The following is a 23958-nucleotide window of genomic DNA, read 5'->3' as shown; positions in this document are numbered from 1 at the left end:
TTGTTAAGGTTCAAAAATAATCACAAATTTTGGTAACTTTACAAATTCATATAAAATAATTCATGGCGAAAAAGACTATTAATAATGATGTTCTACTGGCGAACATAATCAAAGGGATTGAAGAAGTAAAAGGAAATGATATTGATATTCTTGACTTAAGAGAAATAGACACGGCTGTTTGTGACTATTTTGTTATTTGCAACGGAAGTTCTAACACTCAAGTTAACGCCATTGTGAACTCTATCCAAAAAACAGTATCTAAAGATTTAAAAGATAAACCATGGCACGTAGAAGGAACCGATAACGCGGAATGGGTTCTTATGGATTATGTGCACATCGTGGTACATGTTTTCCAAAAACACATTCGTGAATACTATAATATCGAAAGCCTTTGGGGTGACGCCAAAATAACTACAATCGAAAACAAATACTAAAGAAAATTTTTTCTAATGGCTAAAGATAATAATCCAAATCCGAGTAAATTTAAAATAAGTCCCTGGTTAATATATACTGCAATACTTTTAGTTTTTTTATTTATAAGTTTTGCAACCGGAGGATCTAACTTAAGCGAACCTGCTCAATTAACTTCTTCTAAATTCAATGTATTATTAGAAAAAGGACAAATCGAAAAAGTTATCGTTTATAATAAAGCTGAAGCTGAAGTATATTTAACTGCTGCGGCCCTTAAAGATGCTGCCAATAAAAAAGTAGCTAAAGATATTTTTGACAGAGCAAACAAAGGTCCTCACTATACTTTAGAAATTGGTAACGATCAAATTTTTCAAACTAAATTAGAAAAAGCAGTTGGCGAAGGCAAACTGAAAGATTTTAATTTCTTGCAGAAAAACAACTGGAGCGACATTTTAATTAGTCTGCTTCCTATCATCATTATTATTGGTGTATGGATTTTCATTATGCGTAAAATGTCAGGCGGCGCTGGTGGCGGTGGCGGACAAATTTTCAACATCGGAAAATCGAAAGCTAAATTGTTTGATGAAAAAACAGATATCAAAACAACATTTAAAGATGTTGCTGGTTTAGAAGGTGCAAAAGAAGAAATACAAGAAATTGTAGAATTCCTTAAAAACCCAGAAAAATATACGAATCTTGGAGGTAAAATTCCAAAAGGGGCTTTACTTGTAGGGCCTCCCGGAACCGGTAAAACTTTATTAGCTAAAGCTGTTGCCGGTGAAGCCCAAGTACCATTCTTCTCATTATCAGGTTCTGATTTCGTGGAAATGTTCGTTGGAGTTGGTGCTTCACGTGTACGTGATTTATTCAAACAAGCTAAAGAAAAATCTCCTGCTATCATTTTCATCGATGAGATTGATGCTGTTGGTAGAGCAAGAGGAAAAAGCAATATGTCAGGCGGAAATGACGAAAGAGAAAACACTTTGAACCAATTATTGACAGAAATGGATGGTTTTGGTACAAACTCTAACGTAATTGTTTTGGCTGCAACAAACAGAGCTGATGTTCTTGACAAAGCTTTAATGCGTGCCGGGCGTTTTGACAGACAAATTTTTGTTGACTTACCGGACATTCGCGAAAGAGCTGAAATCTTTAAAGTTCACTTGGCGCCTATCAAAAAAATAGAAGGTCTTGATTTAGATTTCTTAGCAAAACAAACACCGGGATTCTCTGGTGCTGATATCGCTAATGTTTGTAACGAAGCTGCCTTAATTGCTGCCCGTAACAATAAAACTGCAGTTGACAGACAAGATTTCCTTGACGCTGTTGACAGAATCATTGGTGGTCTTGAAAAGAAAAATAAAATCATTACTCCGGAAGAGAAAAGAGCAATTGCAATTCACGAAGCCGGACATGCTACTGTAAGCTGGATGTTAGAGCATGCCGCACCACTTATTAAAGTAACAATTGTTCCTCGTGGACAAAGTTTAGGAGCTGCATGGTACTTACCAGAAGAAAGACAAATCGTTAGAACAGATCAAATGTTAGACGAAATGTGTGCAACTATGGGTGGAAGAGCTGCTGAAAAAGTAACTTTTGACAGAATTTCGACTGGTGCATTGAGCGATTTAGAAAAAGTTACTCGTCAGGCCCGTGCTATGGTAACTATTTACGGTTTGAATGAAAAAATCGGAAACGTTACTTATTACGACTCAACAGGACAAAGCGAATACAACTTTTCTAAGCCATATTCTGATGAAACTGCAAAAGTTATTGATAAAGAAATTTCAGAATTAATTGAAGGACAATATCAAAGAGCTATTCAAATCCTGCAAGAGAACAAAGACAAACTTAATCAACTTGCTGATATACTAATAGAAAAAGAAGTTATTTTTAAAGATGACTTAGAAACAATTTTCGGAAAACGTACTTTTGACAAAAATCTGGAAGAAGTGGTTTCGTAAATTATTCAGAAATATGTAATATTTTTTAAAATCTTAATTCAAAACAGGCTTTTGAATTAAGATTTTTTTATCTTTGAACGTTTTCAATTAACATGTAAAGTATTTCATATAAAATGAATTTTTTCAAAAAAATATTTGGTTCTGGCGACGCCGCATCTGACGAAGAACATGAAAGCGAATATGGAGGAGGAAATCCAATTCCGAACAGTCATTTATCTCTTGACGAACAATTCATTTTCAATTTTAAGAAAAATGGTGGTAAATTTTTGTATTGTGAGAACAAGCAAGAAGTTGCAGAACAATTTGAAAATATTTTAGAAGAAAACGACTGGTTTGAAAATGAAGTTTTATGCTATGAACCAGGTCTTTTTCATTTATTAGAAGAAAACAAACTTATTTATATTGCACCAAAAGCTCCTAAATTTTTATTAGCTTCCTGCGAAAACCTTATTGCTGATGAAGGTTCTATTTTGTTTTCATCAAAGCAAATCAGACAAGACAAACCAAACGAGTTACCTGCAAATATTGTTATAATAGCCACAACAAGTCAGATTCTACCCATGAAAAGTGATGGTTTGAGTGCTATTAAACGAAAATACGAAAGAGACTATCCAACTAACATTACCACTATAAAATATTTCGAAAAAGCAAAAGAGGAAGATTTTACACAATACGGAAGCGTTGCAAAAAATCTCTATTTATTGCTTTTAGAAGACCTTTAAGATGAACGAAACACTCAAGAGAACCATTTCTGGTGCTGTTTATATCGCTTTATTATTAACCGCAATTCTGTTTTCTACTGAAAGCTTTATTATCCTTTTTGGTCTTTTCTTAATAATTACAATTTACGAATTTTGCAATTTAGTTAACCTTAGCAAAGTCTTTTCTATCCTGTTTGGAATCCTGTTGTACACCACTATTTTGTTAATTAGTCATTACAACAAACAGACTACCTTGTTTTTGAATGAGCAATTTAATTCAAATCTAAATTTAACTACCAATATTCAGCAATTAGACCTTGTATTGCTTGCTGTAACACTAGTTATTTCTGTTAAATGTATTTTATTTTTGTTTTATGACAATGTTCAAAGTGTCAGCACATCTTCAAAATACTTATACCTATTAGGATACATCACTCTTCCATTTATATTTATTGTCAAAATTTCTTTTGGTACTAATGATTATAATCCAAAAATTATTCTTGGATTATTCATCTTAATCTGGACCAATGATACCTTTGCTTATTTGGTTGGAAAATCAATAGGAAAACATAAATTATTTGAACGTGTTTCTCCTAAAAAAACAATTGAAGGATTTATCGGTGGAGTTGTTTTTGCAGCTTTTGCCGGATTTTTAATTTCCAAATTATACATTCAGCCAAAACCTGAATTCAGTAGTAAATCTATCCTGATTTGGACAATAATCGCTTTGATTGTTAGTGTTTTTGGAACCATTGGAGATTTGATTGAATCCAAATTTAAAAGAATTGCCGGTGTAAAAGACAGTGGCTCCATAATGCCTGGCCACGGAGGTATCCTAGATCGATTAGATAGTGTTATATTTGTAGCACCAATTATATTTTTATTTTATCAAATTTTATATTATGTTTCATAAAGAAGGAGGCCCATCCATTTTATTAGGTACTGTTTTTGCAGTTGCTGTGCTTTTAATTGCCGACAAATTCATTGATATTAGTTGGTTAAGAATTCTGGTACAAATTGCTGGTGTAGTAATTTTGATTATTATTCTGCAATTTTTCAGAAACCCTAAAAGAATAGCAATCAGAAACAGCGACCACATACTTGCTCCGGTTGACGGAAAAGTTGTAGTTATTGAAGAAGTTTATGAAGGTGAATTCTTTAAAGACAAACGTTTACAGGTTTCTATTTTTATGTCTCCAATAAACGTACACGTTACGCGTTATGCAATGGATGGAATTATCAAATTTAGTAAATATCATCCAGGTAAGTTTTTAGTAGCCTGGCATCCAAAAGCTAGCGAAGAAAACGAAAGAACTACTGTTGTTATTGAAAACGAGACCTTTGGTCAGATATTATACAGACAAATTGCCGGTGCTTTAGCTCGCAGAATTGTAAACTATGCACAAGAAGGAATGCAGGTTGTTCAGGGTACTGATGCTGGTTTCATAAAATTTGGTTCAAGAGTAGATTTATTTTTACCTTTAGGTACCGAAATTAACGTAGAGTTGAATCAAAAAGCAATTGGAGGAAAAACCATCATTGCTACAAAAGCTTAAATGACCAAAAAAGATTTAGATACTCGTTTTTCAGAGGCTGTAGAAATCGCTTTAAAAATGACTCAGTCCTCACTGCCACAAGATGTGCAGCTACGACTTTATGCATATTATAAACAGGCAACTTTCGGAACGGCTGTATATAATCAATCTGAGAATTTTGATTTACGTGATGCGTTTAAAACAAATGCGTGGATGCAAATTAGTCATATATCAATTGACGAAGCAAAAGAAAATTACATCGAAATTATAGATTCTCTAACATCAAAATAAATTACATTATGAAGAAAAAAATTATTCGTTTTGGTATTTTAACTTCATTCTTCATATTATTTTCTTGTAATGATAGCAATAAACTAACGGAAGTTGTTGAAGTTCCTCTACCAACAAAAGAAGAAAAAATAACGATCGGTACACCTGATGATGTAAAAGCTGATCCCGGTTCGTTTGAACTTACCAAATTAGCATTTGCTTATGACGGACTAGCTCCTGACATACGTTCTCTTACTTTAGAAACACATTATTCGAAACATTATCTATCGTATACCAATAATTTAAATAAAGAAATTGTTTCGACGGAATTTGAAAACATGCCGATTGAAGATATTCTAAAAAAAATGGATCTTAGTAATGCTAAACTTCGTCAAAACGCAGGAGGGTATTACAATCATACTATGTATTTTAATCTTTTGACCCCAAAAGAGCAAACTCCCAAAGACACTTTAGCAGGTTCTATAAATAAAGAATTTGGTTCTTTTAATAACTTAACGAACCAATTTAAAGCTATGGCCACGAAACAATTTGGTTCGGGATGGGTTTGGCTGGTTGTTGACAGATATGGAAAACTTCAGGTGACTCTTACAGGAGATCAGGATAATCCATTAATGAAAAATGCTTTGATTCCGGGAACTCCAATAATGGGAATTGATTTATGGGAACATGCTTATTATCTAGATTATCAAAATAGAAAAGGAACTTATATCGATGCTTTTTACAAACATATTAATTGGGAAAAAGTAAACGAAAATTATAAAGAAGCTTTGAAGAAAGTCAAAAAGGTATAAAAAAAGCTGATACACAATGTATCAGCTTTTTTTATGTATTTCTATATCGAATTATTTCAATTCGAAAATAAACGATTCAGAAAGTGCAATTTTTACTTTTGCTATTCCTTCTCCATTATTGACTTTTAACTGAACTGTATTCTTTTGATATAGTTGATCAGTTAACTGATATTGGCCATCTTTCAATTTCCATTTTGAAATAATATCAGATGGTATTTTTAAATCAAACTCACTTGTTTTTTCAGAAGAAAAATTGGCAACAACAATTAATTTTTGATTTTCAGACCAACGAACATATGAATAAATTAATTCGTCATAACCAATATTATTCTGACGGTTTACAGATTGAATTTCCTGAAAACTTCCCATTAAAGCAGAACTACTAATCGAAAAATTTAATAATCGTTTGTAAAAATCACGCAAATTTTTCTCAGAATCAGAAAGTTGTCCTCCATCAAATTTGCCATTATTCATCCAACGTTGATGATTTGGAACTCCAATATAATCAAAGATAGAAGTTCTGGAATGGATTCCAAATCCGGCATTTTCATTTCCGGCCTCTCCTACTTCTTGTCCAAAATAAATCATTGTTGGCGATGTACTAATTGTAGTGGAAACAACCATCAAAGGTTTTCCACGTTCGGGAGTTCCGGCGAATTCAGGACTTGCTAAACGTTGTTCGTCATGATTATCTAAAAAATGAAGCATATGATGCTCGATATCCGACATCCCTTTTTGAATATTAGATAAACCATCCGGAGATGTTTTTCCTCTAATAACATCTTTCAGTTTATCGTAAGTTTCTACTTTATCATATAAATAATCCATTTTTCCTAAACGAATATAATTCCGATATTCATTCGGATTATAAACTTCTGCCAATAAGAAAGCTTTTGGATTTTTCATTTTGATTGCCGAGTTCATATAACTCCAAAATTCATATGGAACCATTTCAGCCATATCATATCTAAAACCATCAACTCCTTTTGCTGTCCAATACAAAGCAATAGATTTAAATTTCTTCCACGAATCCGGAACATCCTTATCCTGCCAAAAAGCAAAATGTTCCTGATAAGACTTTTGATCAAATCCGGTCGGAAGTTCTGGAAAATCTTTCGAGCCATCCGGGCGAATTCCGTAATTTACTTTTACGGTTTCGTACCAATCATTTTGATCCGGCTTCACTTTTCGGGAACCATTTCCTGTCCATTTTGCAGGATTTTCATCAAATACACCATCAATCATTGGATTTTTTTCTCCATTTAATGGAATATCACCATCCGGAATTTCAAAATGCACTTTCGGTATGTAATAGAAATTATTATCTCTTTTGTATTCAACATTTACATCATCATCTGCACCAAAATCTCTTACACCTTCCGGATTATTCTTTCCTTCATATTTTCGGGCAATATGATTTGGCACAATATCAATAATTAACTTTAAACCAGCTTTATGTGTACGAGCAATCAGTGTTTCAAATTCTTGTAATCTATTCGCTGGATTTACAGCCAAATCAGGATTTACGTTATAATAATCCTTAACTGCATAAGGCGATCCGGCGCGACCTTTTACTACTTCAGGATCATCATTTGAAATTCCGTAAGCTGTATAATCACGAACTAAAGCATGATGAGGAACACCAGTATACCAAATATAGGTTACACCCAAATCTTTAATTTCATGAAGTGCTGTATCTGTAAAATCATTAAACTTTCCGACTCCGTTTTCTTCAATAGTTCCCCAGGGTTTGTTTGTTTTGTTTTTATTTCCAAATAAGCGTGTAAAAACCTGATACACTACAATTTTCTTTTCTGCAGTACTTTCTTCTTGAGCCGTATTCATTTTTAAATCTTTTGTTTTACATGCCGAAAACAGCACGGTTACAGCCATTCCTGTAACTATAAATCGTTTATTTATCATATTTTTTTTTATAATCTGATCTTTTTACGTCCCTGAGCTAAATTATTCCTCTAAAACCATTTTCTAAATTTAGTTTAATTTTTAAAATTCAAAGAAACTGATTTTAACTTCTAATTAAAAAGTTAAACTACAACGTAATAGTTATTCGTTTTGTTTGTAACTTAAATTAATTTTCAAATCGATTTCAGGATTTTATCAAATCCTAAACTAAAAAAACCTTTGAACCTTTGCTACTATGAACCTCTGCACCTAAAAAGAAACAATTATAAATTAATCCTAATATCCATTAAGGTTGTATCCTTTTTCATAAATTTGACAAAAAATTAATCAATTGAAGAAATTACTGTTTTTCATATCTTATTGTTTACTTCTTTTAAGTGTTCAGAGCATTTTTGCGCAGGCACCTAAAAAAATCATTGTAGAAAATGCCGATTTTTCTGATGTCAATCAAGAATTAATGCCAGATGCACTTTTACTTACAGGAAATGTAAAGGTAAATCATGACGGTGTGGTACTAACTTGCAATAAGGCCTATTTTTTTCAAAAAGAAAATTATCTTAAAGCCTTTGGTAATGTACAATTGGTTCAGGGCGATACTTTATTTTTAAATAGTAAATATGCCGAATATAACGGAAACATAAAAAAAGCATTTGCTACCGGAAATGCCGTTATGACCTCTCCAGATGCAACTCTAGCAACTGATACTATAAATTTTGACCGAAATGTTCAGGAGGTTTTTTATAACACAAAAGGTACCATCGTTAATAAGGATAACACTCTGGTTAGTAAATCCGGAAGATATTATGTAGCCGAAAAAAAGTTCCAGTTTTTGACAGAAGTAACACTAACGAATCCTAAATACGTTGTAAAATCAAATCATTTAGATTATTACAGCAATTCAGGACACACCTATTTACTTGGACCCTCAACTATTACCAGTAAAGCAAATTATATTTATACCGAAAAAGGCTTTTATGACACCAAGAAAAACCTGGCCCATTTCCTCAGAAAATCTTATATAAAATATGACGACCGACTTATAGAAGGCGACAGTTTATATTACAATCGGAATACGGAATTTGCATCGGCGACACGAAATGTAAAAATTACTGATTCAATTAATCGTGGAGTCGTAAAAGGACATTATGCCGAAGTTTATAAGCTGAAAGATTCCATGTTTGTAACCAAAAGAGCAGTGGCTATTAATTTTGTAGAAAATGATTCGGTTTACATTCACGGAAAAAAATTAATGGTTACCGGAAAGGAAGGCGAACGAATTTTGAGAGCCTATAACAATGTTCGTTTCTTTAAAATAGACATGAGTGGTAAATGCGATTCAATACACTCAAATTCTAAAACTGCCTTAACAAAATTGATAGGAAATCCAATTCTGTGGAATGGTGATAACCAGATTACCGGTGATGTCATGCATTTAATTGGAGATAATACTACCAAAAAATTAGATTCCTTAAAAGTCCTAAATAACACTTTCCTGATTTCGAAGGACACTCTTGGAACAGGATTTAATCAGGTAAAAGGGCTCAATTTATTTGGAAAATTCAGGGATGGAAAACTCCATGATGTTGATATTATCAAAAATACAGAAGTGATTTATTATTCGCGGAATGACGCTAACGAACTTGTGGGAATTAATAAAAGCGTAAGTAGTAAAATCAATCTTATCTTAGAAAATAATGCTATTGAAACCATTACTTTTTTTAAGAATGTTGACGGCGATATTTACCCCGAAGTCGATTTACCTGAAAATGCCCGAAAATTAAGAGGTTTCGTCTGGCGCGGCGATGAAAGAATAAAATCAAAAGATGATATTTTTACCGCCGAGGATAATGAAATGAATGACAAATTAATTCAGGAAGGAAAAGACCAGGAAGCAAAAGACAAAGACGTCCCGATGAAAGTTAGGAAAGAAACTCTCGACTACGATAAAAAGAAACCCGCGGTAAAAACAAAGACTGCCAAAGCAGATTCGACAAAAACCAGTGCAAAGGCTAAGAAATAGTTTTCAGTCTCAGTCTCAGTTTTCAGCGTATAGCTTTGCGATCTTTGCGGTTAAAATTTAGTCGCAGTTTTAAAACTCAGAATCTTAGAAGCTCAGCAACTTAGAACCTCAAAAAATGAATTCAGATTTTATAAAATACCAGGCACAAACCTCCCCATATCCACTCGGAATGGAAGTTTCGCACGCTATTGGTTCCTATATTTACGACACAAACGATAAAAAATATTTAGATTTTGTTGCCGGCGTTTCTGCGTGTACACTTGGACATCAACATCCGAGAGTTAATCAGGCCATAAAAGATCAGTTAGACAAATATTCACATGTAATGGTTTATGGTGAATATTCACAAAGTCCAGCCGTTCAATATTGTAAATTATTAGCTTCTCTCCTGCCCGAATCTTTAAATAAAACCTATTTAGTCAATTCAGGCACAGAAGCAATTGAAGGTGCTCTTAAATTGGCCAAACGAACAACTGGTCGCAGTCAGCTTATTTCGTGCCATAATGCGTATCATGGCAACACAATGGGATCGATGAGTGTTATGGGATTTGAAGAACGCAAACAAGCTTTTCGCCCATTACTTCCGGATGTCGATTTTATTACTTTTAATAATGAAGAGGATTTACAGAAAATAACAACCAGAACCGCCGCAATTCTTTTAGAAACAATTCAGGGCGGTGCCGGATTTATTCAGCCTGAAAACAACTTTTTGCAGAAAGTTCGTAAACGTTGTGATGAAGTTGGTGCTATGATGATTGTAGATGAAATTCAGCCCGGTTTCGGCAGAACCGGAAAACTTTTCGGCTTTCAAAACTACGATGTCGTTCCGGATATTGTGGTCATGGGAAAAGGAATGGGAGGCGGAATGCCAGTAGGTGCATTCACTGCTTCTGCAGAAAAAATGGATCTTTTAACAGAAAACCCGAAATTAGGGCATATCACTACTTTTGGAGGTCACCCTGTCATTGCGTCAGCTTGTTTAGCGACTTTGCAGGAATTAACTGAGACTAATTTAATGCAAGAGACCTTAGAGAAAGAAAAACTCTTCAGATCGCTTTTGGTACATCCTTTGATAAAGGAAGTTAGAGGAAAAGGATTAATGCTTGCTGCGATGACTGAAACAGCTGAAATAACTGATCAGGTTATTTTAAATTGTCAGGATAAAGGATTGATTTTATTCTGGCTGTTGTTTGAAGGATGCGCTATACGAATAACACCGCCATTAACCATTTCTGAAGAAGAAATAAAAGAAGGTTGTGCCATAATATTAAACGTTATGGATGAAATCATGAAAAAGAGTAAAAGCTAATTTAAAGCTATTGGAACGTGTTTCCATTAAAAATAAAATTAGAATAATAACAAAATAATCTTTTACATATCAGAAGATTATGACTAAAAATAGAATAAAAATTCTGTCCATATTGTTAATTAAATTGTTCAAAACAATTAATTTCCTTTCCCCACAACAATAATATGGTTGCCTAAATTTATAACAGGCTAATTTCAAATAAAGACAGTATGCAATTAAGCAACGAAGAAGAAGATTATAACCTATCCCTATCCAAATTTGAGTCAATGTTAAAAACTAACAAAGTACTCTTTTTTGATTCTGAAGAATTTGAAGAAATTATTCTTCATTATTTAGACATAGGCAAGGCTAATTTAGCAAAAAAGGCCTTAAAACTTGCATTGGACCAACACCCAAAATCTACGGGCTTAAAATTAGTACAAGTAGAAATGCTGGTTTATGATGACAAACTCGAGATCGCCGAAAAGCTCTTGAATGAGTTATATGCAATCGAACCTAACAACGAGGAAATTTACATCCAGAAAGCCAATATCTGTTCCAAAAGAGATCAACACGAAAAAGCGGTAGAATTGCTTAAAATTGCTTTGCAATATACTGACGACTACGCTGACGTGTACAACTTGATTGGTATGGAATATCTTTTTATGGATAACCTTGAGATGGCAAAAGACAGTTTTATCAAATGTCTGGAAGAAGATTTAGAAGATCAATCTGCCTTGTATAACGTGGTTTATTGTTTTGAATTTTTAGATCAAAACCAAGAAGCCATTGTTTATCTGAACGATTATATCAACAAAAACCCATATAGTGAAATTGCCTGGCATCAGCTTGGCCGTTTGCATTATGGTGTAAAAGAATATGAAAATGCTATTCGTGCCTTTGATTATGCAACTTTAATTGATGACGAATTTTTAGGCGCTTTCATGGAAAAAGCAAAAGCGCATGAGCGTTTGAAAAAATATCATGAAGCTATTGAAAGCTATAACAGAACCATCGAATTAGATGATGCAACTTCATATGCTCTATTGCGTATCGGAAAATGTTATGAAAAATTGGGGAATGCCGTAAAAGCACTTCAATATTATAACCAAACCGTTCATGAAGATCCTCTTTTAGACAAAGGATGGATTGCGATTACCGACTTTTATGTTCGCCAGAAAAACTTTCAAAAAGCGTTATTTTTTGTGAATAAAGCTTTGGCTATTGACAATCAAAATCGTTTGTATTGGAAGCGTTATGCAACGATCAACAAGCAAATGAACTTTTTTGAAGAAGCTGAATTTGGATACAGAAAAGCGGTTGAATTTGGTGATTATGCTTTAGATACGTGGTTGTTTTGGGTTGATATTTTACAGTTCTTAGGTGAATTTGAAAGTGCAATTCAAACCTTATTGCAAGCTTCAGAATATTTTCCGGAAGAAAACGAAATCGAATATCGTCTAGCCGGACTGTATTTTATGGTTCAGGATAACACAAAAGCGAAATTTCATTTAAGCAACGGATTACGTTTAAACTTTGACAATTATATTTTGATCGAAGATTTATTTCCTGTAGTCTGGACAAAAAAAATGGTTAAAAATTATATTGAAAAACATAGAAAACAATAATGATTGATATTTTAAGAAGGCGTTTTGGCTTATTGGGTCGTAATATAAGTTACTCTTTTTCAAAGGGATATTTTACAGAAAAATTTAGTGATGAAGTTTTTGTCGGCAACAGCTATGAAAATTTCGATATATCTGAAATAAATCATTTCACCGGATTATTAAAAAACAACCCGGATCTAAAGGGACTTAATGTTACGATTCCGTACAAAGAGCAAGTAATTCCTTATTTAGATAAACTATCAACAAAGGCAAAATTAATTGGTGCTGTTAATACCATTAAGTTTACCAAAAATGGAAAACTGAAAGGTTATAATACCGATTATTATGGCTTTAAAAAATCATTAAAGCCATTATTACAACCATATCATAAAAAAGCACTTATTTTAGGAACCGGAGGAGCATCAAAAGGTGTTGCTTTTGCTCTTGATGAACTTGATATTCCCTATACTTTTGTATCGAGAGAAGCAAAGGAAAATATTATTGATTACGACTTAATTAATGCCACAACTTTTGACAATTTTCAAATCATAATCAACTGTACACCTGTTGGAACAAGTCCAAATATTGAAGCTTGTCCTGATTTGCCGTACGAATTCTTTACTGATAAACATATTGCATACGATTTAATTTATAATCCGGCAGAAACGCAGTTTATGAAAAACGCAAAAAAATACGGAGCAATTACTAAAAACGGGTATGATATGCTTATTTTCCAAGCGGAGAAAGCCTGGAAAATATGGAATAAATAAAAAAATCCGGGGAAATTAAATCTTAAAGTAATTTTCGTAACTTAGTCTATTCATTAATAGATAGTTATGAATAAAACTCTACGCTTTTTCCTGCTATTTTTTTTGTTTACAATTCCTCTATTAGCTCAGGATACCATTGAGCAGAAAAAAAATATTTATACAGAAGCGCGCTATCACTACTATCTAAAAACCATTTTATTATTTAATGAATATTTAGATACAGATACAGGATCTTTTAATACCACCCAACTCCGTTTTTTACATCCTATTGCCAATGGTGCATGGAATTTAAGAGTAGATCTTCCCTTAATTTCTACCAATACCAGTTCTATAAACCAAACAGGAATAGGTGATATAGGAGTAGGTCTTAGTTACATTCCTTATATGAAATATAAAAATGAAGGGATGGCTTTTCGAGCCAGAATAATTTCTAATTCTGCTGTTGATCCGGCACTCGGGTCTGGTAAATGGGTTTTCTCTCCTGCTGTTTTTTATGGAAAATACTTAATAAAGGAAAGAATGTTATGGATAACCTCTTTAGAAAATCAAATAAGTTTTGCCGGATCAGACAACCGAAATGATGTAAACCTTACAGCATTTGAGAATTACTTTATGTATTTTATTGGGAAAAACTGGATAGCTGCCGATGCCGCATTTCGGTATAATGCCACAAATAAAGGTTTCCCTAATAATGCATTTTTAGAATTTGGCAGAAGAATAACCAAAAATAATATGGCGTATATTCATCCAAGTGTAGCTTTTGGAAATCATAAAACGTATAATTTCGGTATTGAAGTAGGCATGCTTATTTTGTTCTAATTTTCTATCAGACCGACCAAAAGTCTGTATTATATAATAACTTCTCAATATTAGGAAAAATCAATTACTCTACTCTTAAAATGTAGATTTCCAACTCTTTTTCTTAAAACAGTATTTATTTTTAATTTAAATTAACTTTAAAAAAATCAATAAAAAAAACATAACATAATTGCAAATTAGTTTAATAAATAGAGATTTAATCGTAAAATAGCGTATAAACAAACGATTTATTTTGTATTTAGAAACACCTTTACTATCTTTCGCAATGTTTAAAATAAAAACCTTATTACATTTAAAATGTTAGAAGAAAAGAATGATAACCTGCAAGAAGCAGACGGAAAATTAGGAATCGAAACTAACGATTCTATACAAAATGATGCAATTGAAACATTGGATTCTGAAGCAACCACAGAAAATGAAATTTCGATAACCGAAAATGAAACTGAAAATGCTGCCGAGGTTACAGAAACTAATCATCAAACAGCACTTGACGCTATAACAAATTCTAATGCTGAAGAAAGTGAAGATGAGACACTAAAAGAGCGTCATGATATTCCTATGCAGGATTATGACACTTTTTCATTAGATGCCCTTGTTGATGAATTAAAAAAGCTTGTCAATACAGATAAAGTAATGTCTGTAAAAGATCATATTGAAGAAATCAAAAAATCATTTTTATTACAATACAATCATCTTATAGAGGAGAAAAAAGAGGAATTTAATGCCTCTAAACAAGATCCAAACGAAGAATTCGAATATCATTCTCCACTGAAATCTAAATTTGATGAATATTATAATGTTTTCAGAGAAAAAAGGAATGCCCATTTTAAACATTTGCAAACCAATTTAAAATCAAATTTAGAGAATCGACTTGCCATTGTTGAAGAACTAAAAGAGCTTATAAATCCACAGGAAAATATCAAAGACACTCTTAAACATTTTAATGATTTAAGAGAAAGATGGAAAAATGCCGGATCAATCCCTAAAGATAAATACAATCACGTTTGGAATAATTACCATTTTCATGTAGAGAATTTCTATGATTATCTGCACTTAGATCGTGAAGCAAGAGACTTAGATTTCAAATACAATCTTGATCAAAAGCAAAAAATAATTGCTCGTGTTGAAGAATTGGTAAACGAAACTGATATCAGCAAAGCATTTCGTGAATTGCAGGATTTACACAGAATCTGGAAAGAAGATATCGGGCCTGTTTCTAAAGAACACCGTGATGCAATATGGAATAAATTCAGTGAACTGACTAAAAAAATTCACGATAAAAGAGAACTTTTATTTGAAAGCCAAAAAGCAAACGAACAACAGAATCTTGAAGTTAAAAAAGGTATTATTGCTACAATAGAGGTTCTGGCCACTGAAAAAGTTGGATCTCATTCGCAATGGCTGGTACAAATACAAAAAGTAGAAGCACTAAGAAATGAATTCTTTGCTGCCGGAAAAGTTCCATCTGACGTAAACGAAGAAACCTGGGCTGCTTTTAAAACTGCCGTTAGAAACTTTAATTCTTTTAAAAATTCATTTTATAAAGACATTAAAAAAGATCAAAACGACAACTTAAACAAAAAAATGGCTCTTGTAGCCAAAGCTAAAGAATTACAAGAAAGTACTGATTTTGGTGCTACGACTCCAATAATGAAACAAATTCAGGAAGAATGGAAACAAATTGGTCATGTTCCAAAAAAATATTCAGATAAAATCTGGAAAGAATTCAAAGATGCCTGCAATCATTATTTCAACAAGTTAAAAGAGCACAAATCTGAAGAGAATGGTGATGAGGTAGCTGCTTTTGATAATAAAAAAGCATATCTGGATACCTTAAGGGCTTATCAGTTAACGGGAGATCATAAAACAGATCTGGATGCTATAAAATTACATATTGAAACCTGGAAAGGGTTTGGAAAAGTACCTTTTTCAAGACGACACATCGAAGGGAAATTCAATAAAATTTTAGATGCACTTTTTGAAAAACTAAGTTTGAGTAAAAAAGAAACGGAGATGATGCGTTTCTCTAACAGAATTGATTCTTTATCTGAAAGTAATGATACCCGCAAATTAGATAACGAAAAAATATTCTTAATGCGTAAAATTGAAGAAGTTCAAAATGAAATCTTTCAACTAGAGAACAATATTCAATTTTTTACGAATACCAAAAACGCGAAAAAAGAAAATTCAATTGTTCTTGAAGTTCGAAAAAACATTGCTATCCATAAAGAGAGTTTAGATGTTTGGAAAGATAAATTGAAACAATTACGTAATTTAGGTCAGGAATAAGATTTAAATATTAAAAATAAATGAGGTGTAATGAAAGTAATCATTACACCTTTTTTTTTCATACTAAATAATTTTACCAAAAAGCACGCTAAGATTAGCTTTGCAAATTTGTGTGAATCTTTGAGCTCTTTGCGGTTAAACTTTCATTCCAACCAAACTTAACATTGCAATACAATTTGATAAAACTATTCTGTAAAATATTGATTATATTTGAGTATCAAAAGATTATAAACCTTAATATTTTATAAAATGAAATTTACTAGAAAAGCAAATGCCAACTGGAAAGGAACAGGCATGGAAGGAACAGGAACAATCAGTACTCAAAGTACTACATTAAATAATGCACAATTATCCTTTAAAACAAGATTTGCAGACGGCGTTGGTACAAATCCGGAAGAACTTGTTGCAGCAGCGCATTCAGGCTGTTTTACAATGCAATTAAGTTTTTTATTGAACGAAGGAGGTTTCACTGCAGATGACTTATCTACAGAAGCTACAGTAACTTTTGAAGATGGAACCATTACTCTAATTCACTTAGACTTAAAAGGTAAAGTACCCTCAATTTCAGCTGAAGAATTTGAAAAAACAGCTGCAAAAGCAAAAGAAATTTGTCCGATTTCTAAACTTTTAAATACTACAATTACATTGACAGCAACACTAGTTAGCTAGGACATTAATTTTTAAGCATAAAAAATCCCGCTAATTAGCAGGATTTTTTTATTTAAACAAGAAATAAATAATTCTTAGTTCATTGTAGCTTTTAGTGCTTTTGCTTCAGCAGTCATTTCTAACGCTTTGTAAACACCCAACAATGTTTTAGATACATCTTCGTTTTTAGGATCTAATTCATGCGCTTTTTTAAGGTAAGGAATAACACCTTTAAAAACGTCTTCTCTTTGTCCTTTTAAAACATTATAACGTTTTGTATCTTTATCAGAGGTACCCAATTTATTCATTTCATCAATAATTGGTTTCTCAGCCTCTAATTTTAAAGCTGCAAGATTAAGATAAGCATTAGTGTAACTTGGATTGATTTCAATAGCTTTCAAATAATATTTCTCAGCATCAGCTTTGTTACCTGCGTTACCACTGATAACTCCTAAATTGAAAATTAAATCAGCATTGTTTGGATCTTTTTGTAAAGCTTCACCAACTAATTTTTTGTAAGTATCAAAATCTTTCGTTTCAAGATATAAATTAGCTTCTGTAAGAATCAAAGAAGAATCGTCAGGATTCGTTTTTCTCGCATCAGCAATTGCTTTTTTAGCATCTTCTGTACGACCTTCCTGAACCATAATTAAAGCTAAGTTTTTGTAGATTTCTCCTCTTTTAGAAGGGATAGTTTCAGTTTTAGGCTTTTCGTGAGTTCCTAACTTTACAGCTAAGTCTCTTTCATTAGCAGTATTAAAACCATCTTCGTTACCAGAAGCTTTATTTAAAGCAGTATAACTAGTTCCTTTACCAGAATAATTTAATTTTTTCAATTCTTCATACATTGGCAAAGCAGTTTTATAATCTTGAGCATTTACTGCTGTAGAAGCTGCATAGTATAAATTAATTGTATCTTTTTTATCTAATAAATAAGCATCATACAATTTTTTTGCACCTTCTCCATTCTTGTTTGCCTGACTATCTGCGATAGCAGAATTAATCAATTTTCCTTTAATTTCAGTGATTGAAGTTGCAGCCTGAGTTGAATATTTTAATTTTCCGGACGCTTTTTCAATATCAATTAATTTTTTATAGCTTTCAGCAGCAAGTGATAAGTTTTTACTCTCTTCTACTTTTTTATTCGCTAAATCTAAATAAGCATTTCCTTGTACAGAGTAGTACTGTGCTTGTTCCACATCTTTGGCGTTAACCACCAAATTTTCTGCATCTTTTAATATCGCAATTGCTCCCTGAGCATCTCCGCTTTTTAATGCTTTTTCAGCACTTTTAATCTGATCTTTTTGAGCAAAAGTAGCTACTGAAATCAATAATGCTGATGCAAGTATTACATATTTACTTTTCATAATATTCAATTTGTGTATTTAATTTTAATTTACGTGGTTTTTATTATTCCTCTGATTCCTCTTCCTCAGAATCATCCTCGTCTGCTATTTCTTCATCAGAATCGTCATCGTCGTCATCTTCTACTGTTCCATCATCTTCAAGAACTTCTAAATCTGGTTTAACTCTTTCGATAACAGGCCCTACTACATTCCCTTCTTCATCAACAATAACCTCTTCGACATCATCTTTCATAACTTTCGTTACAGCAGCAATAGAATCTTTTCCTTTTAGGTTAATTAATCGCACACCTTGCGTTGCACGACCCATAACACGTAAATCTTCAATAGCCATTCTGATAGTTAATCCAGATTTGTTGATAATCATTAAATCATCAGCATCTGTAACCGCATTAATCGAAATAAGTTTTCCTGTTTTCTCTGTGATATTAAGCGTTTTAACACCTTTACCTCCACGATTCGTGATTCTATAAACATCTTCACCATCTTCGTCAACTAATTTGGTACGTTTTCCATATCCATTTTCAGTTACAACTAAAATTTGTGAATCATTAATATCATTTTTATCAACAGTAACCATACCAATTACTTCATCGGTATTATCTTTTAAAGTAATTCCACGAACTCCGGAAGCCGTTCTTCCCATCGGACGTGTTTTGGTTTCTTCAAAACGAACCAATTTACCAGACTTAACTGCTAAGATAATTTGGCTTTCTCCGTTAGTTAATTGTGCTCCCATTAATTCGTCACCTTCTTTAATCGTAATAGCGGCAACACCATTTACTCTTGGTTTAGAATATTTCTCTAAAGAAGTTTTCTTAACCTGACCTTGTTTGGTAACCATTACAAGATTATGACTTGTGATATAATCTTTATCTTTTAGATCTTGTGTACAAATGAAAGCTTTAACTTTATCATCACTTTCAATGTTCACTAAGTTTTGGATTGCTCTACCTTTAGCTGTTTTGCTTCCTTCCGGAATTTCATAAACACGCATCCAGAAACATTTTCCTTTTTGCGTAAAGAACATCATATATTGGTGGTTGGTTGCAACGAACATATGCTCAAGGAAATCCTGATCTCTTGTTCCGGCGCTTTTTTGCCCAACTCCTCCTCTATTTTGAGTTTTGTATTCTGTAAGGTTTGTACGTTTGATATAACCTGCATGCGAAATTGTAATTACCACATTTTCATCTGCAATTAAATCTTCAATACTTACATCTCCACCAGAATATTCAATTACAGAACGACGCTCATCTCCGTATTTTTCACGAATTTCTTCTAGTTCCTCTTTAATCAAGTTAGTTCTTAAATTAACATCCGCTAATAATGCTTTTAAGTGCTCAATTAACTTCATCAATTCTTCAAACTCAGCTCTTAACTTATCTTGTTCCAGACCTGTTAACTGACGCAAACGCATCTCAACAATAGCACGAGCCTGAATATCTGACAAACTGAACCTTTCGATTAACTTCTCACGAGCTTCTTCTGTATTTTTAGAACCTCTGATGATAGCAATTACTTCATCAATATTATCAGAAGCAATAATTAAACCTTCTAATATATGCGCTCTTTCCTCTGCTTTACGCAATTCAAATTGCGTTCTACGAACTACAACATCATGACGGTGCTCAATAAAATAGTGAATCATATCTTTTAGATTCAACATTTGTGGGCGACCTTTAACTAATGCAATATTATTTACGCTAAAAGAAGATTGTAATGAGGTGAACTTATATAAGGTATTCAAAACTACGTTTGGCGTAGCATCACGTTTCAGGATATAAACGATACGCATACCGTTTCTATCCGATTCGTCACGAATATTCGCAATACCTTCAATTTTTTTATCGTTAACCAAATCAGCCGTACGTTTGATCATTTCGGCTTTGTTAACCTGATATGGAATTTCAGTAACAATGATACATTCTCTTCCGTCAACCTCTTCAAAACCAACTTTAGCACGCATTACAATACGCCCTCTACCCGTTTTAAAAGCTTCACGAACGCCTTCATAACCATATATTACACCACCGGTTGGAAAATCCGGAGCTTTAATATGCGTCATTAATTCGTCTATTTCAATATCATTATTATCAAGATACGCTAATGTACCGTTGATCACTTCAGTTAAATTATGTGGAGGCATATTGGTAGCCATACCAACTGCAATACCTGTTGCTCCGTTTACTAATAAAGTAGGAACTCTTGTTGGCATTACTTTTGGCTCATATAAAGTATCGTCAAAGTTCAATTGAAAATCAACTGTTTCTTTTTCGATATCTGCCATAATATCTTCAGAGATTTTGCGCATTCTGGCCTCAGTATAACGCATTGCTGCCGGACTGTCACCATCAACAGAACCAAAGTTACCCTGACCGTCCACTAATAAATATCGCATACTCCACTCCTGGGCCATACGCACCATCGCATCATAAACAGAGGTATCTCCGTGAGGGTGGTACTTACCCAGAACCTCTCCTACGATTCTCGCAGATTTTTTGTGGGCAGATCTTGATGTTACTCCTAAGTCATACATTCCGTAAAGAACTCTTCGATGTACTGGTTTCAAGCCATCTCTAACATCAGGAAGTGCTCTAGATACGATTACTGACATCGAATAATCGATGTAAGCTGATTTCATTTCATCTTCTATGTTAATAGGAATTAACTTTTCTCCTTCAGACATAAGTTGTTATATTAAATAATTATATTAGTTTCAAAGCGTGCCAAGATACGGTTTTTTGGAATTTTTTCAGCTATTTACTTACACTTATTTCAATGATTTATTAACAACTTTATTTCTACTTTTAGTTAATAAATTAAGCGTTTTTTAACGCTTTTATTGTTATTTTTTTTGTCAATTAGCTGACAGTAGTTCTTGAAGGGTACGGTTTTTGTTTTTCAAACTGTAATTCACTAAATTTACAATACCAATAAATATATTATGGATGATAATTTTTCACCAAGAGTAAAAGATGTTATTACATACAGTAAAGAAGAAGCCCTTCGTTTAGGACACGACTTTATTGGTACTGAACATCTAATGCTAGGCATTTTAAGAGATGGTAACGGAAAAGCTATTCATATACTTAATAACCTAGCAGTCGATTTAGATCATTTACGCAGGAAGGTAGAAATACTGAGTCCAGCCAACCAGAGCGTTGAAGTAAATGCTGAAAAGAAAAATCTTCATCTTACCCGACAGGCAGAAAGAGCCCTGAAGACCACTTTTCTTGAAGCTAAAGTATTTCAAAGCTCGTCGATTAGCACAGCACACTTGCTTTTATGCATCTTACGAAACGAAAACGATCCAACAACCAAGCTATTGAATAAACTAAAAATAGATTATGACATAGCTAAAGAACAATATTTAAACATGACGCCAAACGAAGAAGAATTCTTAGAAAACTTGCCAAGAAACGAATCGTATAATGACGATTCAGGACAAGATGACAGTCTTAAAGAAAGTAGTTTTAATAATCCAGCCAATAAGTCAAACAAAAAATCTAAGACTCCGGTTTTAGATAATTTTGGGAGAGATTTAACAGAAATGGCTGAAGAAGGAAAACTAGATCCGGTAGTGGGACGCGAGAAAGAAATTGAACGTGTTTCACAAATTCTAAGCCGTAGAAAAAAGAATAACCCACTTCTTATTGGGGAGCCTGGAGTTGGTAAATCTGCTATTGCAGAAGGACTGGCTTTGCGTATTATCCAAAAGAAAGTATCTCGCATTCTTTTCAATAAACGTGTAGTAACACTTGATTTGGCTAGTTTAGTAGCCGGAACAAAATATCGCGGTCAATTTGAAGAAAGAATGAAAGCCGTAATGAACGAGCTGGAGAAAAACGATGACATCATTCTTTTTATTGACGAAATTCATACCATTGTAGGTGCTGGTGGAGCAACTGGTTCACTTGATGCTTCAAACATGTTCAAACCTGCTTTAGCAAGAGGTGAAATCCAATGTATTGGTGCCACAACTCTTGACGAGTACAGACAATATATTGAGAAAGATGGTGCTTTAGAAAGACGTTTCCAAAAAGTAATTGTGGAGCCAACTTCTGTTGAAGAAACGATTGCTATTTTGAATAACATAAAAGATAAATACGAAGATCACCACAATGTTACGTATACTCAGGAAGCAATCGAAGCTTGCGTTAAATTAACAAACAGATATATGTCTGAGCGTTTTTTACCGGACAAAGCGATTGATGCTCTTGACGAAGCTGGTTCTCGCGTACACATTACTAATATTGATGTTCCTAAACAAATTCTTGATTTAGAACGTCAATTGGAAGAAGTACGTGAAAACAAAAACATGGTAGTTAAAAAACAAAAATATGAAGAGGCTGCCAAACTTCGCGATGATGAAAAGCGTATTGAAAAAGATCTGGCTGTTGCACAAGAACAGTGGGAAGAAGATTCAAAAAACAACAGAATTGAAGTTACAGAAGATAATGTAGCCGATGTTGTTTCGATGATGACAGGGATTCCTGTGAACAGAATTGCACAGACAGAAAGCAATAAATTGGCCAAACTACCTGAGTTAATTCAGAATAAAGTAATTGGTCAAAATGAAGCTGTATTGAAAATCGCACGTTCTATTCAACGTAACAGAGCCGGACTTAAAGATCCGAATAAACCAATTGGTTCGTTCATTTTCTTGGGTCAGACTGGAGTTGGTAAAACTCAATTAGCCAAAGTTTTAGCAAAAGAATTATTCGATTCTGAAGATGCGTTAGTTCGCATTGACATGAGCGAATACATGGAAAAATTTGCTATCTCTCGTTTAGTTGGAGCGCCTCCGGGATACGTAGGATATGAAGAAGGTGGTCAATTGACTGAAAAAGTTCGTAGAAAACCATATTGTGTTGTTCTTTTAGATGAGATCGAAAAAGCGCATCCAGATGTATTTAATATGATGCTTCAGGTTTTAGATGACGGTTATTTGACAGATAGTTTAGGTCGCAAAATTGACTTTAAAAACACTATTATCATTATGACTTCTAATGTTGGAGCACGTCAATTGAAAGATTTTGGACAAGGTGTTGGATTTGGAACTGCTGCAAAAGTGGCTCAGGCCGATGAAAACTCAAAAAGCATTATCGAAAATGCATTGAAAAAAACCTTTGCTCCTGAATTCTTAAACAGAATTGATGATGTAATTGTATTCAATGCTTTAGAAAAAGCAGATATCGATTTGATTATCGAAATTGAACTTAAAAAACTATATTCTCGTATTGCTGAATTAGGATATACTCTAAGCTTAACGGATAAAGCAAAAGCATTTATCGCTGAGAAAGGTTTTGACAGACAATTTGGTGCAAGACCTCTAAAAAGAGCGATTCAAAAATATGTTGAAGATTTGTTAGCTGAAGAAATCATCACTTCAAAAATACATTCAGGTGATGAAATCTTAATGGATCTGAAAGAAGACTCTCAAGAATTGTCAGTAGAAATACACAAAGCAGAAGAGCCGACTAATCAATAAATTAGTTTAAATTTCTAACAAAAATAATATACCCGTTACGTTT

General features: G+C 33.2%; 18 protein-coding genes. 15 read left to right on the top strand and 3 right to left on the bottom strand.

Annotated elements, in window-relative coordinates; genetic code table 11:
• Nucleotides 1-62: 62 nt before the first annotated feature.
• The 7 genes from rsfS to AC6CH4_RS04795 all read left to right on the top strand — a co-directional run bounded on the left by rsfS (nucleotide 63) and on the right by AC6CH4_RS04795 (nucleotide 5693).
• Complete coding sequence (gene rsfS, locus AC6CH4_RS04825) at nucleotides 63-434, top strand: ribosome silencing factor (protein WP_007809313.1); 372 nt, start codon at nucleotides 63-65, stop codon at nucleotides 432-434.
• A gap of 15 nt (nucleotides 435-449) precedes the next feature.
• On the top strand, nucleotides 450-2375 hold the full coding sequence (gene ftsH / locus AC6CH4_RS04820) for an ATP-dependent zinc metalloprotease FtsH (RefSeq protein ID WP_056185642.1): 1926 nt from the start codon (nucleotides 450-452) through the stop codon (nucleotides 2373-2375).
• A 113-nt stretch (nucleotides 2376-2488) separates the two neighbouring features.
• The gene (locus AC6CH4_RS04815; RefSeq protein WP_498100660.1) at nucleotides 2489-3097 is read left to right on the top strand and encodes a lactate utilization protein B/C; all 609 of its coding nucleotides are present in this window, start codon (nucleotides 2489-2491) and stop codon (nucleotides 3095-3097) included.
• Nucleotide 3098: 1 nt separating this feature from the next.
• A complete protein-coding gene (locus AC6CH4_RS04810; RefSeq protein ID WP_498100658.1) occupies nucleotides 3099-3989 on the top strand; it encodes a phosphatidate cytidylyltransferase in 891 nt (296 codons plus the stop codon).
• Complete coding sequence (locus tag AC6CH4_RS04805) at nucleotides 3979-4632, top strand: phosphatidylserine decarboxylase family protein (protein ID WP_056185652.1); 654 nt, start codon at nucleotides 3979-3981, stop codon at nucleotides 4630-4632. The genes AC6CH4_RS04810 and AC6CH4_RS04805 overlap by 11 nt, the downstream gene beginning before the upstream one ends.
• Nucleotides 4633-4902: an acyl-CoA-binding protein gene (locus tag AC6CH4_RS04800; RefSeq protein WP_056185655.1), complete on the top strand. Its 270-nt coding sequence runs from the start codon at nucleotides 4633-4635 to the stop codon at nucleotides 4900-4902. It abuts the gene before it with no gap.
• An 8-nt stretch (nucleotides 4903-4910) separates the two neighbouring features.
• The gene (locus tag AC6CH4_RS04795) at nucleotides 4911-5693 is read left to right on the top strand and encodes a superoxide dismutase (protein WP_498100656.1); all 783 of its coding nucleotides are present in this window, start codon (nucleotides 4911-4913) and stop codon (nucleotides 5691-5693) included.
• 51 nt (nucleotides 5694-5744) lie between these two features.
• Here AC6CH4_RS04795 and AC6CH4_RS04790 read toward each other — a convergent pair whose 3' ends face one another.
• On the bottom strand, nucleotides 5745-7616 hold the full coding sequence (locus tag AC6CH4_RS04790; RefSeq protein ID WP_498100654.1) for an alpha-amylase family glycosyl hydrolase: 1872 nt from the start codon (nucleotides 7614-7616) through the stop codon (nucleotides 5745-5747).
• Nucleotides 7617-7947: 331 nt separating this feature from the next.
• On the opposite strand from AC6CH4_RS04790, the gene AC6CH4_RS04785 reads away from it, so the two are divergent.
• From AC6CH4_RS04785 to AC6CH4_RS04755, 7 genes are all read left to right on the top strand, one after another.
• Complete coding sequence (locus AC6CH4_RS04785; RefSeq protein ID WP_498100652.1) at nucleotides 7948-9636, top strand: OstA-like protein; 1689 nt, start codon at nucleotides 7948-7950, stop codon at nucleotides 9634-9636.
• Nucleotides 9637-9751: 115 nt separating this feature from the next.
• A complete protein-coding gene (locus AC6CH4_RS04780; protein ID WP_498100650.1) occupies nucleotides 9752-10945 on the top strand; it encodes an aspartate aminotransferase family protein in 1194 nt (397 codons plus the stop codon).
• Nucleotides 10946-11154: 209 nt separating this feature from the next.
• Nucleotides 11155-12552 carry a tetratricopeptide repeat protein gene (locus AC6CH4_RS04775; RefSeq protein WP_056185668.1) on the top strand — a complete coding sequence of 466 codons (1398 nt, stop codon included), beginning with the start codon at nucleotides 11155-11157 and terminating at the stop codon, nucleotides 12550-12552.
• Nucleotides 12552-13301, top strand: a complete 750-nt coding sequence (locus AC6CH4_RS04770) for a shikimate dehydrogenase family protein (RefSeq protein ID WP_498100648.1) — start codon at nucleotides 12552-12554, stop codon at nucleotides 13299-13301. The genes AC6CH4_RS04775 and AC6CH4_RS04770 overlap by 1 nt, the downstream gene beginning before the upstream one ends.
• A 66-nt stretch (nucleotides 13302-13367) precedes the next feature.
• A complete protein-coding gene (locus AC6CH4_RS04765; protein ID WP_498100646.1) occupies nucleotides 13368-14120 on the top strand; it encodes a lipid A phosphoethanolamine transferase in 753 nt (250 codons plus the stop codon).
• Between the two features lie 297 nt (nucleotides 14121-14417).
• Nucleotides 14418-16409 carry a DUF349 domain-containing protein gene (locus tag AC6CH4_RS04760; protein WP_498100644.1) on the top strand — a complete coding sequence of 664 codons (1992 nt, stop codon included), beginning with the start codon at nucleotides 14418-14420 and terminating at the stop codon, nucleotides 16407-16409.
• Nucleotides 16410-16658: 249 nt separating this feature from the next.
• On the top strand, nucleotides 16659-17078 hold the full coding sequence (locus tag AC6CH4_RS04755) for an OsmC family protein (protein WP_498100642.1): 420 nt from the start codon (nucleotides 16659-16661) through the stop codon (nucleotides 17076-17078).
• 74 nt (nucleotides 17079-17152) lie between these two features.
• Here the strand turns inward: AC6CH4_RS04755 and AC6CH4_RS04750 are convergent, their stop codons facing one another.
• On the bottom strand, nucleotides 17153-18424 hold the full coding sequence (locus AC6CH4_RS04750; RefSeq protein ID WP_498100640.1) for a tetratricopeptide repeat protein: 1272 nt from the start codon (nucleotides 18422-18424) through the stop codon (nucleotides 17153-17155).
• Between the two features lie 43 nt (nucleotides 18425-18467).
• Nucleotides 18468-21110 carry a DNA gyrase subunit A gene (gyrA, locus tag AC6CH4_RS04745; protein ID WP_498100638.1) on the bottom strand — a complete coding sequence of 881 codons (2643 nt, stop codon included), beginning with the start codon at nucleotides 21108-21110 and terminating at the stop codon, nucleotides 18468-18470.
• A gap of 258 nt (nucleotides 21111-21368) precedes the next feature.
• Here gyrA and AC6CH4_RS04740 point away from each other — a divergent pair, with 258 nt between their 5' ends.
• Nucleotides 21369-23915, top strand: a complete 2547-nt coding sequence (locus AC6CH4_RS04740; RefSeq protein ID WP_498100636.1) for an ATP-dependent Clp protease ATP-binding subunit — start codon at nucleotides 21369-21371, stop codon at nucleotides 23913-23915.
• Nucleotides 23916-23958: the final 43 nt, after the last annotated feature.

The organism is Flavobacterium sp. GQ95, assembly GCF_059758655.1.
Note: the sequence above shows the minus strand (reverse complement) of the source record. Positions and strands in the feature narration are given on the sequence as shown.